Source organism: Parapedobacter sp. (assembly GCF_053550995.1).
On sequence record NZ_JBMQOC010000057.1, the window covers coordinates 25992 to 42373 of the forward strand.

The window sequence follows — 16382 nt, forward strand, 5'->3', positions numbered from 1 at the left end:
TTGTGCGGTTTTCTGCCTGTTTTCTTCCGAAAACTTGGAGATTTGTTCTTGAATTTATCAGGTGAATTCAGTTAACAGCATGAAGAAAAAAATACTCCTCGTAGAAGACGAACCCACCATACACCGATTACTCCATTTTATTCTGTCGAAAGAATTTGATGTGCGCTCGGCTGCCAACGGTTTTGAGGCTTTTGTATGGATGGAGAGGCAGGATATTCCTGATTTAATCATCATGGATTGGATGATGCCACAGATGGATGGGGGCACCTTCTTGAAGTTATTGAAGGTAAGCGGATTGTATAGCGAGATACCGGTGATTGTATTATCGGCGTCGGAGAGTATACGGCAAGAGTTGGATAATTTACCGTATCCGATAAGCCATTGCTTGCATAAGCCCTTTGACCCACGGACGTTGAAAACTGCTATTGGAAATATATTTAATGCCTCCACCTATGGGTTTATTAACTGAAGTTAAACCGGCGTCTAAATTTCTAACCATATCGATTGCCTATCTCGGAACAAAATTCGTCGATGAATTGGATGAGAAACTCAATGATCGGATTGATGTAGTCCGGTTCGAGCAGTTGCCGGATATCGAAAAACACATCGAACGACAATCTATTTTAACGGTACCTGATTTCCTTATCATGGAGGTGGGAGACGAATTCGGTGCCTTATACTCCTTTATTAAGCGCATAAAGTCTAATCCGGCATACCGCTCCGTCAGCATTATCTTGCTGGGCTTCAAAAATAACCGCTCATCGCTGAACGAGACGTTTGCACGCGATGTGAGTGATATTTATTGCTATCCTTTTAATGTTACGAATATTGAAGAACGGCTTAAGTTTCTCATCAAATTTAAGCTTACCTGTAATAAGCACGTCCAGTTGCCCCAATGGGACGATATTGGGGGGGACCGGTATGCTTTACCGCGTACGAAGCGCGTATTCGATATCCTGGTGTCGGGGGTGATGTTGTTGCTGCTATCGCCTGTATTGATTCTCATTGCTATCTTGATAAAAATAGACTCTAAAGGGCCTGTTATTTACAAAAGTGAACGTGCGGGGACGGGTTATAAAATTTTCAATTTCTATAAATTCCGCTCCATGAAGGAGAATGCCGATAAAGAACTCGCTAAACTTTCGGCACATAATCAATACGCTGTGAACGGCGGTTCTTCTGCTTTCGTTAAAATCAAGAATGATCCGAGAATAACCCCGCTCGGTTCGTTTTTGCGTAATACGAGTTTGGACGAGTTACCACAGTTAGTGAATGTATTGAAAGGTGATATGTCGCTGGTGGGAAACCGGCCATTGCCGCTTTATGAAGCACAGCAGCTGACATCCGACGAATGGTCCCAGCGGTTTTTGGGGCCTGCGGGTATTACGGGGTTGTGGCAGGTGACCAAGCGGGGTAGAAGTGAGATGTCTGATGAGGAACGGAGGCAGTTGGATAACGATTATGCCAGTCACTTTTCCTTTTGGATGGATTTGAAGATTTTGTTTAAAACGGTACCTGCCCTTTTCCAAAATGAGAAGGTATGATGTTACGATTTGTCTTGTAACAGGCAATCATCGATTAAATCTAACACGTCGCTATCCATATCAAATTTCCTGGCGTATAACTTTCCGGAATTGACTAATGTAGCATAATCCTCTCGTGTCAAAATTTCAGGGTTATGTTTGCCTTCGCCCCATTTAATATACCTTAGGTTCTCATTGATAATCTCTTCTCGAAAATGGGAATTATACAGTATCGTTTGGAAGAAAAACTCATCCGGTCCCCAAGTATGTTTGAAAAACTGAATGGCTTTCGGGTTTTTATTAACAAATGAAAGGATGTATTTGACATGTTCTATTGATAATGTCATCCACTGGGAATACCCTGTAAAGGCCATATCAAGGGGTAATTTTCGTTGAGTAGTTATCGCGTTGACGATTCGTTCTGCCAAGTATTTACCAGGAAGTCGATAATCCACGAAGTGATATTTTCTAATTTTCTGTTGCGCTTCCTGCCACCAGGGGGAATCGTCAAAACGCATGTCCATGAAAGACTTTCCTAAGTTTGCAGACAGGTAGGAATGGATGGTTGTGGCGTTTCTTAGCGGGTAGTCGGATTCACTTAACAAGTTGATGAAATCGAAGTCTCGATGATAGGCTATAATTTCATTAAATGCGTCAATGGTAGTTTGCACCATGCTATACCCGCCCCAGATTATGCTCCGACGTCGGGATAAGAAGTTTATGTTTCCCATATTTCCGGTCAAGGAGTCAAAATCTTTTAGCGATGCTTTGCTGTCTATATGAATGAAAACAGTGGCATTAGGGTGGCATAGTTGACGAACTAACCGCGTTAGTTGTGTCGGATAACGGTATCCGAGAATTAAGTGAGCAATTCTACTAGACATTCTTCCACGAATTATGATTGTCGCATATGCGCTACAAAACTAAAAATCTGCCCGACATCTTCATATATATATACGATATTATCATAACATTTGCATTGTCGCTGGTTATATGACCGTGTTTTACCTGCTGTTTCATTTTTAGAATAGGTGTCATAATCGTCAGTCTTGTATTTTGGAGAATGGTTCGAAGCAAACTCTCATATTATTACGCTCGTATTTCCGACTTGCGGTTCGGTCGTACACTTCGATTAGTGTGGTCCATTGAACCCCGTAAGACGGTATTGGTTATCTTGTTGGTCGTTGCTGAGACGGCATTATTGTTTGTTTCGTTGTATGCGCTAAAAATGTTAGTTGATGTGGTTTCTGATTTCGAATTGGAGCCACTGGAATATAGGAAACGCATCGTTGAACAAGTGATCCTTGCTGGGAGCGCATCGGTACTCCATGGTATCATCAATTCATTTTCCAGCTATTTTTCCGACCTGCAATCTACCATAATTTCTGAGAAAATAGATGATCGGATCCATCATCATACTGTGGGTCTAGACATGGCATACTACGAAAACCCTGAATATTTCAACACCCTAAAGTTGGCCAAAGAGGCAGGGGGCAGCCGTCCCAACGCAATCATTATGGGTTTAATCAATGTGGTTAGCGGGGTGCTTAAAATCTCAGCTACGGCGATGATCATCATTACTATCGACTGGCGGTTATTGCCCGCACTACTTGCATTTATCCTTCCGATGCTAGCCGTTCGGATTTATTTCTCTGAGAAACAAAACGCATTACGGGTAAGGAACACGCCACTTGAACGTCAAGCTTCATATTTCGGGCAGCTCATCACTTCGGAGGTCTCTGCAAAAGAAATTAGAAGTTATAGTTTGGGAAGTTATTTCAAAGAGAAATACTTTCGAATCCGGACGAGACTCGTCGCTGAACGATTACGTATAAGTTTACAGAGTACATTTTCCGAAGCGGGTTTGGGTTCGTTAATCAGCTTGAGTTTCTTCGTTTGTATTTATTTCATCGCAATGGGTGCGATTGAGGGGCGTGTTACCCCTGGTGATATTACTATTTTCTTGTTAATGTTTCCGATGTTTTTTGGATATCTCCAGGGGTTGATGGGAAGTATCACCACTGTTTATTCGAATAATATTTATGTGAAATATATCTTTGATCTATTCGATTTGAAAAGCGTGTTGCCTGAAGCTGGACATCCACTACCGATACCGCATGTCGATAACGGCAGCGGAAGCCTATCGGTAAAAAACCTTACTTTCCGATATCCCCATGGCGAGGAGGTTGTCTTAAACAATATTTCCCTGATTATACCTCAAGGCAAAGTGGTTGCCTTGGTAGGGCTGAACGGCTCCGGGAAATCTACGTTGATTAAATTGCTCGCCAGGTTATATGATCCCGACTTGGGGTCTGTTAGGCTGAACGGAGTGGATATCGTTAATTTCAAATTGGAAGAATACAGGAAGCGGATTGGTATCGTATTTCAAGATTTTTACAAGTATAATGTTACGGTCGCAGAGAACATATCCCTTGGCGATGTAGAGCGGCAACGGCATGACGAGGCGGACATCATGTACGCTGCAGAACAAGCCGGAGCACATCAATTTATTGAACAGTTTGGAAGTAAGTACGATACCATGATGGGACGAGTGTTCGAAGGAGGGCGTGAGATCAGTATCGGTCAGTGGCAAAAATTGGCAACAGCGAGGGCATTTTACAGTCCGGCACAATTCTTTATACTGGATGAGGCAACGAGTGCATTGGACGCCCGGTCTGAACATGACCTTTTCGATTCTTTAAAAGCAAACTTGGGAAATCGGGGTGCATTGGTTATTAGTCACCGCTATTCGACAGTTAAGCATGCGGATTATATTTATGTGCTATCCAATGGTGAAATTGTTCAAGAAGGCACCTGTCAGGAATTAAGCCTAAAGGAGGGAGTTTTTACCTCGATTTTTCAAAATGACGTCTTATTAAATGAGAACGAAATTTAACGCTCAGTCGGCTAATGATATGATTGCCATCGTATCCACTTGTGAAGATAGTTGGGGGGGGAGTGAGGAACTGTGGTTTCGAAGCATCGGGTTTATTCAATCGAAGGGACTTCAAGTCACGGTGTTTAAGAAGAAAATTCCAGGAGGACAATATCAATTCGATCTTTTGAATGAAAAGGGCGTCCTATTGAAGTCATTGCTACCCGACGAGCGTCGGAAGAAGGGCATATTCCGTCAGTTCGGTGCTGCTTTTTCTAATAATAAGAGTGTTCGTGGCTCAGGGAGCAATAAAGAGCGGCCTTGGTTCTTGCATGGCAATGATGTTGAAAATTTTGAGGCAGAGATAAAAAACCTACGCCCAAGATTAGTCATTATTTCTCAAGCAATTAATTTTGACGGACTGGGCTATGGTTATGTTTGTCATGTTTATAACATACCTTATGTCATTGTGTGTCATAAAGCAGTTGATTTTTACTGGCCGGAACCCGGCGATCGGGCGACTATGCGACAGGTATTTCAACACGCGCGCGCTTGCTATTTTGTCTCGGCCCATAATAAAAGGCTCACAGAAGAGCAATTTGGATTGCGACTGCCACACGGAGAAGTTATTTTTAATCCGATAAAAGTTTCGAAGAAAATTCCCTTTCCAGCTAGTCATGCGACGGGATGGAAGTTGTGTTGTATAGGCAGGTTGTTTGTGCTGGATAAGGGACAGGATATGTTACTCAGGGTGCTTAGCAGACCCAAATGGAAAGAAAGGCGGCTGCATGTGTCATTTGTTGGAAGTGGACGTGATGAGGTTGGATTGAAAGAGATGGCTGATTTTTTAGAATTGACTAATGTCTCTTTCTTGGGACAGATACAAGATATGGAGGAGGTTTGGAAACACCATCACGCGCTCATTCTTCCGTCTCGAAGTGAAGGGTTACCGCTGACCATCGTGGAAGCCATGATAGCGGGCCGGCCAACAATCGCAACAGATGCGGGAGGGAACGCTGAACTTTTAGCAGACGGGGTCAATGGATTTATTGCACAACCTAACGAAGATTCGATTGATACAACGTTGGAGCGAGCTTGGATACGCCGCGAGTACTGGGAGACGTTAGGTGCTAATGCATCAAATCATATCGCCTCTGTGCTTCCAAAGTTTCCTGAAAAGAATTTTGTAGACGATTTACTAACTTTCATATAAATCTAATGTTGATGGAACCATTGGTTACGGTCATTATTCCGACGTATAACAGACAGGATTCGGTTGTTAAAGCTATTGAAAGTGTACGGTCGCAGACTTACCGCAATGTTCAATTAGTTGTAGTTGATGATGGATCAACTGATGACACCCGGGAGTTGATACGCCAGATGGAAGGCCTGGAATATATTTATCAGGAGAACCAGGGGCAAGCGGCAGCTCGTAACTCAGGGTTCGCACGGGCTAAAGGAACACTACTTGCTTCATTGGATTCGGATGATCATTGGGAACCTGAATTTTTGGAGAAATGTGTAAGCGTGCTGGAAAACAATGATTTTGATTTTGTTTTTGCAAATTGGTTCCAAGCAACTCCGGACGGTGAGTGGACAGATTTTTTTAGTAAAGACCCCTTTTTACAGCCCTATATCAAACGGAGTTCTTCTCCATGGATTGTGTTGGATAGCAAGGAGTTGCGAGATTTATACCTGCAAGCATGTCCATCTCCCTCCTCTTCTCTGGTTATGCGTAGATCGGCTATAGTTTCTGGTTGGAATAAAAAACTTAATATCGGTGATGATTGGTGCCTTTACTTAGATATGATCTTGTCTAGGTCATGTAGGGCGGCCTTTACCTTGGAGAAATTGTGGCATAAAGGCATTGATGGGAAAAATATTTACGATGGTCGTAAGCGTAACGAGATAGTCAAACTTCTACTTGTTGAGGATACGAGGGAAATTATGAATATATACGGTGCGAGGTTAACTACTGAGGAAATGGACATGCTACAAAAGCGGTATATGGGAGGATTGGTGGAAATGGCCAAGCATGTGGTGGTAAGAGAGCGAAATCTAGCTGGTGCTTGGAAATTGTTCAAGCAGTCTTTTTCCATCGATACAAAGCATACCTTATCTGCTACTTATAGACTGGCATGGTATGCTTTTAATAATCGATATCGGTCATTAGTAGACTCGTTACGTTCGCACAAGTGAAGCAAATAACGTATGTAACGAGATGAGGAAGTTAAATATTCTATTCCGCTCGGTCCGGGCCTACGATTGGTGGGATTACAAGCTTGCGGGAATATTGGCTGTTGCTTACGCGACAAGTATGTTGTCAGATACGCCACTTTATCAGGTTGCTCCCGATTTCATTTTCCTATTAGTTGCGCTGGCTATAGGAGCGATATATGTCAGTGTGATAAATGACATCACGGACATCCAAGAGGATTTAGCAATAGGTAAGCGGAACCACATGGCACGTATCTCTCCAAAGTACCGATGGTTGATTCCTGGTCTGTGTTTGACGGCCGGTGGTGTTTTCTCCTATGTTCTGTGGCCAGATAAACTATCATTAGTGCTTTATTTATCTGCTTGGGTTGCGTTTAGCTTGTATTCTATACCACCGTTTCGTTTCAAAAGCCGAGGTGTATTGGGTGTGTTGGCAGACGCCTCCGGAGCCCATTTGTTTCCTACGCTTTTTGTCGTTTCCCGAATTAGTGTTGTAACTGACCAGTCAATCGCGATGGTGTGGTTTGCCAGTGTCGGAATCTGGGCGTTTACCTTTGGCCTTCGCGGCATCTTGTGGCACCAATTTATGGACAGAGCCAATGATATTCAGACCAATACCACGACGTTGGCAAGCAAAGTAGACGTGCACCGATTTCGCCGAATGGTAGCGTTGATCATGACCATCGAGTTAACTGCTTTGATGATCATGTTGGTATACATTTCCGAGCCGGTTTTGTTCTTCCTTTTTCCTGTATATTTTGTACTAGTAGGTATACGATTCAAAAAGTATAACCAACTTCCAATTTCTATAATCGCTCCACAGGATAGACCGTGGCAAATGATGATGCTTGACTTTTATCAATGTTTCCTTCCAATGGGCTTATTGGTTTCTGCTGTGCGTGTACAACCATGGGCGTGGGTTGTGTTGGTTATCCATATCATGTTGTTTCATAAAATTATTTTCATTGTGGTGCGGGATTTTTCCACCGTTTTTAGGTGGGGATACTCGAAATTCCTGCTTGCCATAAAGGGTATGATATATCCCTGAGTAGAATATGATTTTGATAACGTCCGCTGGTATTTGTGAGCTTATGTCAAAATTGGAGTTGAGTTTTGGTCGAATATCCGTAGTGTCAGGTTACCACGGGCTGGCGGCATTGTCTGTGCTCAGGTGGTTCCGGCTTTGGCCGTTTAAGTAAACACTTATACGCGGCAAGTATTTACAAGTTTGTGGAAGGTATTTCGTTCCACGGCGGAAGTAAGCCCAAGCGCGGTGGATGTATTTCAATCCGCCGCGCTTTCGTTTTAATACGTCGGGTAGGGGTTTACCTACCCCACGTAAGTAATTATATACACGGTGTTGGTAAACGGTTCTTACTAGGAAGTAAACACAAGTTGGTAAGAAGTAAACACAAGCTGGTAGGAAGTAAACACAAGCCAGTAGAATGTAATTATTTCCTGGTGGTCGGTGTTTACTGGTGAAGTTATAGTGAAACGGTTCCGTGTAAGAAGTAGCCAGTTTATAGTAGGAAGTAAACACTTCTTGGTCACCAGTATTTATCGGCACGGCGTAGGGAAACGGATCCCAGCAAGAAATATACAACTTCCACTAGCAAGTAAACACAAGCTGGTAGGAAGTTAATACCTTTTGGTGGTAAGTGCATACCGGCGCGGCATAAGTAAATAGTTTCTGGCAATAACTAAACGGTTTCTACTCGGAAGTAAACACAAGCTAGTAAGAAGTAACTCCTTATGCGGCGTAAGTGATTACAAATGCGGCGGATGCAAACCGTTTCTGCAAGGAAGTAAACACAAGCGGCGTGGAAGTATAAACCGCGGGCGAATAGATTTTACCGCATATGGGTACTTGTGGTGTCTTTGTCCGACAAATCTTTTAATGCCATTCCGACTGCCTCCTCGTTCGGGGCATAGTAGATGGGCTGTAGAAATATGTAGGATTAAAGCTACGTTTATTTTTTTCTTGGCCGTGATTGCTACGAAGCAAGGCGCCGATCATTTAGATTTGCTTGTCAATCAATGGAAGAAAAAACAAAATAGCAAATGGCGATGGAAAGGTTAATGCAAAATACAGTCCTCCGAGCATTCTGTAATCCACTCGTAAAATGGGGAAATATTACGCTTGTTTTCATTATGTTGCTGACCTCGGCATGCGAAAAAAGCGTACCTGAAGTCGATGAAGGTCGTGGTGAAGAACAGCCGACAGCGAAAGGTCCCGTTGAAACATTGCCGGGCAACGGGGCCGGTTTCCAGCCGGCATTTGTGGGCCAAACCCGTATTGCGGGCATAGAAACAACCACACCTGTTGAAACCACCTTACTGCTTGAGGACGCTACCTTATATAAGCCCTGGAGTTTGAAATTCATTTCGGATAACGACATATTGATAGCGCAAAAAGATGGGAATTTGCGGATATTGCATTTCGGATTGAGCGGTATTGCCTTAAGGGAACCGATTAAGGGGTTGCCTGAAGATGTGTTTTTCGACGTGCGCGAGCTTAACCCGGGCAGATCTTCATCGAATGCAGGCTTTTTTGATATCGCGTTAGATCCGGATTTTTCGATTAATCACCTCATTTACTTTTCCTATTCGAAAGGAGTGGGGCCTTCCAACCGTTTGACCATATGCAAAGCAAATTTGGCACTTGAAGAGAACCGGTTGATCAATGTGGAGGAAATTTATCAAGTATCGCACCACACAGCAGGCAATGCTGTTTACGGTGGACGCTTGGTTTTTGATGATAATGGTTATTTAATGGTGACTACCGGTGAGCGGAACCGTGACGATTCACGTTATATGGCCCAAAACCTGAATAGCTCGATAGGCAAGATTCTTCGCCTGGATAAGGAAGGGAACGCAGCTCCCGGGAACCCTTTTGAGCACCTTCCCGGTGCATTACCTGAAATATGGGCCCTAGGGATCAGGAGTCCCTTGGGATTGGCGTTTCATCCAACCACCGGTGTGTTGTGGGAAACGGAGCACGGTCCCTTAGGGGGTGATGAACTTAATATCATAGAACGTGGAAAGAACTATGGATGGCCCCTTATTAGTTACGGGATATACTACGACAATAAGCCTGTGGGTGTCGGTATTTTCCCTGACCCTGAGTCGGACTATCCGTGGGAGGAGTATCGCTTTGACATGGGGAACCTGAGCGGGGGCGGCATCACTTCACGAAATGGAATGGAGCAACCTCGCTATTACTGGGATCCATGTATTGCGCCGGGTGGAATTACTTTTTATAAAGGCAACGTCATACCTGAATGGGAGAACAACCTCTTTATCTCCGGCTTATCTAGTAATTACCTGACCCGATTAGTTATCGAAGGTGACAAAGTGGTGGGGGAAGAACGGTTGATGGAAGACGTAGGGTTGAGGCTACGTGACGTGCAACAGGGCCCCGATGGTGCGTTGTATGTTATCACGGACACAAAAGAAGGCCGTATTTACCGAATAGGGAAGCCTTTATGATGACGCGGTGAACCCACGCTAGCCCTTTACCGTAGGAGTTCTACAAAAATCGGCGTCTCCGATACCGTTAGTGAGATTTTTCCATCCGATACCGGTTTTATATCGGTCGTTGCCGTGGTACTATTTGCCTGAAGTTGGTATACCTTTACTTGTTTCGTTGCCTTGCCTACTTCCAATGGGTAATCAACCGTGCGGCCGATTTCATCGGGAACAACTAACACATAGATTACCCGGTCATCGAGTTTATATTCGTCTACAAACGGGTCAGTATCAATGGTGGCTTGGTAATAGAAGTCGCCCAGTATATCTTTTGCCTGTATTAAGTAGTTCCAGGATGGTTTGGCGCTCAGGGCACCTTCTTTGTCCACAAATCCCGAAGAGGCGTATTGTGTTGTGCTGGTGGCGCTAAGATCATGAAGCATATAGAAGAACAGCTTGCTGACGCCATTCCGTGCGTATAGTAGGGCATTTCTGAGATTCCAATCGGCTTGTGTAATGAGCGCTGATTTGTTTTTAATCGGAATCGCCTTCTGTACGCTATACTCGTTAACATCATATCCTACCTCAGTGTTCCATACCTCAATTCCATGTGCATCTTGTTCAGCCATCGAAACAAAACGTTGCGCCAACTCTGTTGCATTGGAAAGTTCGGGAGCGACACCTCTTTGTTTAGATCGATTTTTTTCCTCGTCTCGATTATGTGAATAATGATGGTAATTGATAATATCAAAGCATAAGTCCACGGTGCCATCGGACTTGGTGCCCCGATGTTTTCGACACCATTCAATCATTTCTTGCACAAATGCAGGGTCGGCAGCAGCAATTCCACCCATAACAACTTTCATGTTCGGATCTGCATTTTTCACGCCGACATCTTTTCCAAGCCTGCCCTGGTGGCCGTCGTAGAATGCCGAAAGATTTGCAGCATATTCTGATGCCGTCTGTTGAGCAACCTTATTGGGTTTCCACCAACGGTTCGGTTCGTTGTTGCACTCCATGTATTCTACAAGCCCCGTACCTATTCTCTTTTTATTCGGATTATAGTGGGGTACGGGTTCCACATGAACCAGCGATGGATCAACATCGGGATTGCTACCGTATCGGGCAGCGTATTGAAATGCCAATTTTCCGAATTCGATATACGAGGCAGGGTCAGACAAATCAGCACCATACGGCGCAGGTACATTTTCTCCATCACGTTTGTCTTCCGGATAGGTTTCCAATAACCAGTCGGGTATGGTTTTAATACAAGCGAGGACGATGATGTCATTGGTTTTACACCACTCATAGATTTCGTCGTATTTCCAACCGCCGCGGGGGGTCGGATTATATCCATACTTACCTTTCTCCGGCTCAATTTGTCGCCAATCTAAATAATGCCTGACGTTTGAAAAGGGCATAAAAAAGCGCGACCTCTCGGGATCAGTGGGATTGTTTTGGGTCCCAAAATTCCACTCGAAAGCATTTACCCCTAACATGTCATTGAATTTGACTTTCGATGGTTTACCATTGGGTACCTTATCGATGGACTCGTTGTTGGTTGCTGATTTTTTCGAGCAACTTACTAAGATGGGGATGAAAAGTATACCGAGCAAAGAGATATATATTTTCAAGGATGGAGAAAAAACTTTCATGTTTATGCACAATTTTGTTGTTCGCTTTTATAATAACGAAATTTATTTTCTTTAATTGTATAGCAATAAGAATAAGAAATTTATTCTAAAATAAGAATGATTAGTTGCATACGAGCCGACGTCCAGACTTTGTAGTTTATAAACTACAATCCCTAATTATGTACATCCAAAAGTAATTAAGTAATTCGGATTTGAGATACTTTTGCTTTCGCTATTACGAAAAACACATTGTATTTGTCTTTGAAAACAAATTAAAAATTATGAAGAATTGGATATTCATTTTATTCGCATTAACATTCCTTTCCAATGTAAACGCACAAGAATCGGTCATTGGTAAAATCGACTATCAATATTTGGAAAAGTTGATTCAATTAGCGAAAGAGAATGATCTTCGGAAGCAAATATTCGAAGCAACGGAAGTCAGTGCGCGGGTGGGGGTGACCGCTGCCAAAGCATCGTATCTGGATATGTTCCATGCTTCGTATTTCTATCGTCCTGATAACAAGCCTTCTATGAATATAGGAAACCCTTATCTGGTGAATGGGTTTCAACTGGGTGCCAGTTTAAGCCTGTCTACCTTATTTCGTACACCGGGGCTTGTGAAGCAAGCGAAACAACAGCGTACAATTGCCGAACTGGAACTTCAGGAATATGAGCTTAGTTTGGCAAATAAAGTCAAGTCTCAGTACTATAGCTACGTGATGCTCAATAACCAGTTGGCAATCAATACACAATCCGTACAAGACAACCAATTGATGTTGAGTCAGATGAAGGGGCAGTTTGAACTCGGTGAGATTGACTTGGAAACATACAATGTGGCAAAGTCTGCACTGGCGGTGGCGAAATCGAGCTTAATCCAGACGGAAGTGGAGTTCTTGGTCGCAAAAGATGCGCTAGAGGCACTCATTGGGACTACGCTGGAAGAAATAACTGATCGATAATTCATAAACATACTCCCCATGATTGATTTTGGTGGCTTATTCAAGTATTTATTAAAGCAGTGGTGGCTCATTTTGGCCATTGTATTGTTGGCTGTTGGCGTGACCTATTTCTTGACCGATGATTTGCCAGATTCCTACTACTCGGAAACCCAAATATCCACAGGTATCACCGACTTAGCGAAAATCGACGATAGTCAGGCTTCTAATTACATGCAGATCAGGCAGATCTATGGTAATATCATGAGCATGATGACGATGAAACGGGTACTGGGCATGGTGTCACATGCGTTAGCCGTTCATGATCTTCAGAATGAAGGGAATGCTTTCAAGCCCTATTCCGAGAATCTAAATGCTTTGGACAAGACAGCTCGGCAGCATATTCTTGCTGAACTGGAAAATCGATTGGTCTCGGGCAACGTTATCCTAACCGATAAGGACGAAGTTTCAGGAGTGAAGTTAAAAGATGTCGTTCAGTGGATGGGCTATGGTGAGGCAGACTTGCAGGAAAACCTTTCGATAGGTCGTAAGGGGGAAAGTGAGTTTATCACGGTAGGGTTTACGTCTGAAAACCCCGAGCTTTCCGCTTTTGTTGTCAATACACTCTCGGCCGAGTTTATCCAGTACTACCATACTTTTCGGTCCGTAAACGAAACCAAATCGGTTACGTTGCTTGATTCTTTATTGGCGGAGAAAGAACGCGTCATGCTGTCGCGCAACGATGCATTGAAAAATTACCGTGTAAGCCAAGGCATTGTAGATGCCTCGGCGCAATCTTCGGGTTTGTACCAACAAATTACATCGTTGGAAAGCCAGCGTGCGGATCGATTGACCGAAATACAGTCATTGCAGGGTACCATTAAAGATCTTAAAGCCCAGTTGAGCAATCCGACCCGTGACTATCTGCGGCCGACCGGCTCGCATACGAATAATGAGTTGTTGGAAATCGACCAACAATTGCAAGTTGCGAACAGACGGTATATCGATAACAATTTCAACCCAGTCGATAAACAATTGGTTGATTCCTTACAGCGTAAGCGAAATGAAATTGCTGGTTCCGTTCCCGGCGCAGCTGGCAACGGTGGCGTGCAGGCGAATAGAAGGAGTTTGGAAGCTGAATTGCTCCAGCTTGAAACCGCATTGTCACTTGCCCAAAATGGCATTACTTCAATCGAAAGGGAGCTGGCGAGCGCACGGCGCCGGCACCAGGCCATGGTTCCGATGGATGCTGGCCTACAGAACCTACAGCGTGAAGCGGATATCGCCACACAGGAATACATGGAAATTCTAAATCGAACGAATCAGGCGGGTTTTGTATCAAATGTCGGCTTACGTCTGAGTATCGTAGAAACCGGACTGCCGGGGATAAAGATGCCCTCAAAGCGCCTGCTGTATGTTGGATTGTCCGGTGTTGCAACGAGTATGTTATGCCTGTCGGCTTTTGCGTTATTGTTTTTATTGGATCGCAAAGTCGTAACCAGAGCCCAACTTGATGCGCTGACCGGTGGGAAGGTACTCGGTGTAATTAATTCATTGGACAGGTCCTATAAAGGCATCCGGGCGGTGTGGGATAACAATACCAACGTTGATGCAGTGATGTATAAGGACTTATTGCGGTCGTTACGATTCGATTTGAATAACGAGTTAACGATCAATAAATCGCGCGTATTGGGGATTACAAGTCTGTCGCCCGGTGCTGGAAAATCTTTTTTGGCCGTAAGCTTAGCTTATGCGTTTGCGGTTACCGGTAAAAAAGTATTGTTAATCGGTGAGCAGGTTTATGATTTTTTTGGCAACGCTGATAAAACGGCGCAAGAGGCACAGAATTTCGAACAGTTTTTGATGAAACGCGAGATTCAGATTGAGGATTTGATTACAACGTTGACAAGAAATACGCAGCAGAATTCATTGATGGAGTTGCAGGATATGGAGAACTTATTGACTGGGTTTGGCCTTCTCCGGGATGCGTTTGACATCATCATCATCGATACGGATAGCTGTCAAAACCTTAACCAGGTGAAGGAGTGGTTGATGTTCTCGGATGTTAGTATAGGTGTATTTGAATCGGGCGACGAAGTGTCAACTAACGATAAAGAATTGATTAATTACTTAGACGGGCACGCAGGATTTTTGGGTTGGGTGCTTAATAAGGTGAAGTTAATTGCCTGAATAGCTGCTTAACCACCAAGGTCGGACCAAATGAAACAGATCATATACGATATCGGACAAAATACCAAGGCCAAGCCCGTATTGATCGTGATGCTCGTGGTGCTAGCCGTTTTAATCGGATATTATACGGTAGCCGTCGGGGTCATATTTCCGGTATCCCTTGGATTGTCTGCGCTGTTGGTAGTTTGTTTGATTATTTTAGTTAAGTACCCCGTTTCCGGTTTAATGGGGGCTGTTGCTTATTGTTTCATTCTGCCGATAATAGGGCGGGAGCTGATGATTGAAATTCCGTGGGGGGTCGGTCTCGAAATCATATTGATACTGACATTGGTTATCACCTTTTTCAATAAGCATCGAACGAATTGGGCCGATGCCAACAATGATATGGTGAAACTTGTGGTCATATGGTTTGTCATCAGCGTGTTGCAGATTGCCAATCCGTCTGGAGCAAGTATAGTTGGCTGGGCCAATGAAATCCGTGGGACGGCATTAAATATGCTGTTGATTGTTCCGCTGGGATGTGTCGTGATGCAGCGTAAGCGCTATCTTGATATTTTCTTTTACATCGTGATCGGTTGGTCGGTCATTGGCGGATTAAATGGCATTAAACAGCTGCATATCGGATTATTTCCGGGTGAGGAGCGGTTTCTGATGGAAAATTTGGGAACCCATCTCATTCGTGGGGTGATTCGTGTATTTTCATTTTATACGGATGCCGGGCAGTTTGGGGCGTCCATGAGTCATATTGCATTAGTTTCGTGGATATTGGCCATGGGTCCTTTCAAATTATGGCAACGCTTACTATTGGCTGGAATTGGTTGTCTATTGTTTTATGCTATGATGATTTCCGGAACCAGGGGCGCCCTCTTTGTCTTGTCGGGTGGATTGGTTGGTTTGTTCCTGACGAAAAACTTCCGGTTGCTTTTTGTTGGCCTGTTAGCCATCGGAATGCTTTTTTCTTTTCTTAAATTTACCGGTATCGGCCAGGGTAGTTATCAGATACGGCGGCTGCGGTCGGCAGTAAACCCGCAATATGATCCCTCGTTCATGGTGCGCTTGAATTCCCAGATGAAGCTGGCAGATTATTTAGCATATCACCCATTCGGTGGGGGACTGGGAACCATCGGCGGAAATGGGAAAGAATACAACGCAGGAACTTTCCTTGCATCCATTGAACCGGATAGTTATTGGGTGAAAGTCTGGGCCATGTATGGGATCGTGGGACTCATTATTTGGTTCAGTATGAATATGTATATCATGGGTAGATGCTGTGGGATTATCTGGCGTATCCGTGATCCAAATCTTCGCATCAAGTTGATTGCACTCATTTCAGGTGCTATTGGCATTTTCGTAGCCAGTTATGGCAATGAAGTTATTAATCGCACCCCTTCTTCCATATTGGTCTTTACGTCGTGGGCGATTATTTACAACGCACATAAGTGGGACAAACAATCATCATAGTTATGCCATTTGAATTGTTCGTTATCCCGGGGTTGATTTTATTTCTCATCGGTTTCTTTCGGGGAAAGAAATCGGG

12 protein-coding genes are annotated in these 16382 nt (G+C 43.9%); 10 read left to right on the top strand and 2 right to left on the bottom strand.

Features of this window, described 5'->3' with window-relative positions:
* Nucleotides 1–79 precede the first annotated feature (79 nt).
* Together ACO1NT_RS08105 and ACO1NT_RS08110 are read left to right on the top strand one after the other, a co-directional pair.
* Nucleotides 80–469, top strand: a complete 390-nt coding sequence (locus ACO1NT_RS08105; protein ID WP_449048049.1) for a response regulator — start codon at nucleotides 80–82, stop codon at nucleotides 467–469.
* Nucleotides 453–1544, top strand: coding sequence for a sugar transferase (locus tag ACO1NT_RS08110; protein ID WP_449048050.1), 1092 nt, complete (start codon nucleotides 453–455; stop codon nucleotides 1542–1544). Before ACO1NT_RS08105 ends, ACO1NT_RS08110 begins: the two co-directional genes overlap by 17 nt.
* A 2-nt stretch (nucleotides 1545–1546) precedes the next feature.
* Here ACO1NT_RS08110 and ACO1NT_RS08115 read toward each other — a convergent pair whose 3' ends face one another.
* On the bottom strand, nucleotides 1547–2407 hold the full coding sequence (locus ACO1NT_RS08115; RefSeq protein ID WP_449048051.1) for a beta-1,6-N-acetylglucosaminyltransferase: 861 nt from the start codon (nucleotides 2405–2407) through the stop codon (nucleotides 1547–1549).
* A 281-nt stretch (nucleotides 2408–2688) separates the two neighbouring features.
* Between ACO1NT_RS08115 and ACO1NT_RS08120 the strand changes: the two genes are divergently transcribed.
* The 5 genes from ACO1NT_RS08120 (at nucleotide 2689) to ACO1NT_RS08140 (ending at nucleotide 10104) form a co-directional block, all read left to right on the top strand.
* Nucleotides 2689–4419: an ABC transporter ATP-binding protein gene (locus ACO1NT_RS08120; protein ID WP_449048052.1), complete on the top strand. Its 1731-nt coding sequence runs from the start codon at nucleotides 2689–2691 to the stop codon at nucleotides 4417–4419.
* Nucleotides 4403–5611, top strand: coding sequence for a glycosyltransferase family 4 protein (locus ACO1NT_RS08125; RefSeq protein ID WP_449048053.1), 1209 nt, complete (start codon nucleotides 4403–4405; stop codon nucleotides 5609–5611). The genes ACO1NT_RS08120 and ACO1NT_RS08125 overlap by 17 nt, the downstream gene beginning before the upstream one ends.
* An 11-nt stretch (nucleotides 5612–5622) precedes the next feature.
* Nucleotides 5623–6597 carry a glycosyltransferase family 2 protein gene (locus tag ACO1NT_RS08130; RefSeq protein WP_449048054.1) on the top strand — a complete coding sequence of 325 codons (975 nt, stop codon included), beginning with the start codon at nucleotides 5623–5625 and terminating at the stop codon, nucleotides 6595–6597.
* A gap of 22 nt (nucleotides 6598–6619) precedes the next feature.
* Nucleotides 6620–7663, top strand: coding sequence for a UbiA family prenyltransferase (locus ACO1NT_RS08135; RefSeq protein ID WP_449048056.1), 1044 nt, complete (start codon nucleotides 6620–6622; stop codon nucleotides 7661–7663).
* A 1103-nt stretch (nucleotides 7664–8766) separates the two neighbouring features.
* Entirely contained in the window at nucleotides 8767–10104 is a 1338-nt protein-coding gene (locus ACO1NT_RS08140) for a PQQ-dependent sugar dehydrogenase (RefSeq protein ID WP_449048057.1), read from the top strand.
* Between the two features lie 26 nt (nucleotides 10105–10130).
* On the opposite strand, the gene ACO1NT_RS08145 is transcribed toward ACO1NT_RS08140, so the two are convergent.
* Nucleotides 10131–11738: a hypothetical protein gene (locus tag ACO1NT_RS08145; RefSeq protein ID WP_449048059.1), complete on the bottom strand. Its 1608-nt coding sequence runs from the start codon at nucleotides 11736–11738 to the stop codon at nucleotides 10131–10133.
* A gap of 260 nt (nucleotides 11739–11998) precedes the next feature.
* Here ACO1NT_RS08145 and ACO1NT_RS08150 point away from each other — a divergent pair, with 260 nt between their 5' ends.
* Genes ACO1NT_RS08150 through ACO1NT_RS08160 form a run of 3 tightly spaced genes read left to right on the top strand, consistent with a single transcriptional unit; the run spans nucleotide 11999 to nucleotide 16306 of the window.
* Nucleotides 11999–12679, top strand: coding sequence for a TolC family protein (locus ACO1NT_RS08150; RefSeq protein WP_449048061.1), 681 nt, complete (start codon nucleotides 11999–12001; stop codon nucleotides 12677–12679).
* Nucleotides 12680–12697: 18 nt separating this feature from the next.
* A complete protein-coding gene (locus ACO1NT_RS08155) occupies nucleotides 12698–14845 on the top strand; it encodes an exopolysaccharide transport family protein (protein WP_449048063.1) in 2148 nt (715 codons plus the stop codon).
* Between the two features lie 30 nt (nucleotides 14846–14875).
* Nucleotides 14876–16306, top strand: coding sequence for an O-antigen ligase family protein (locus tag ACO1NT_RS08160; protein ID WP_449048064.1), 1431 nt, complete (start codon nucleotides 14876–14878; stop codon nucleotides 16304–16306).
* Nucleotides 16307–16382 lie beyond the last annotated feature (76 nt).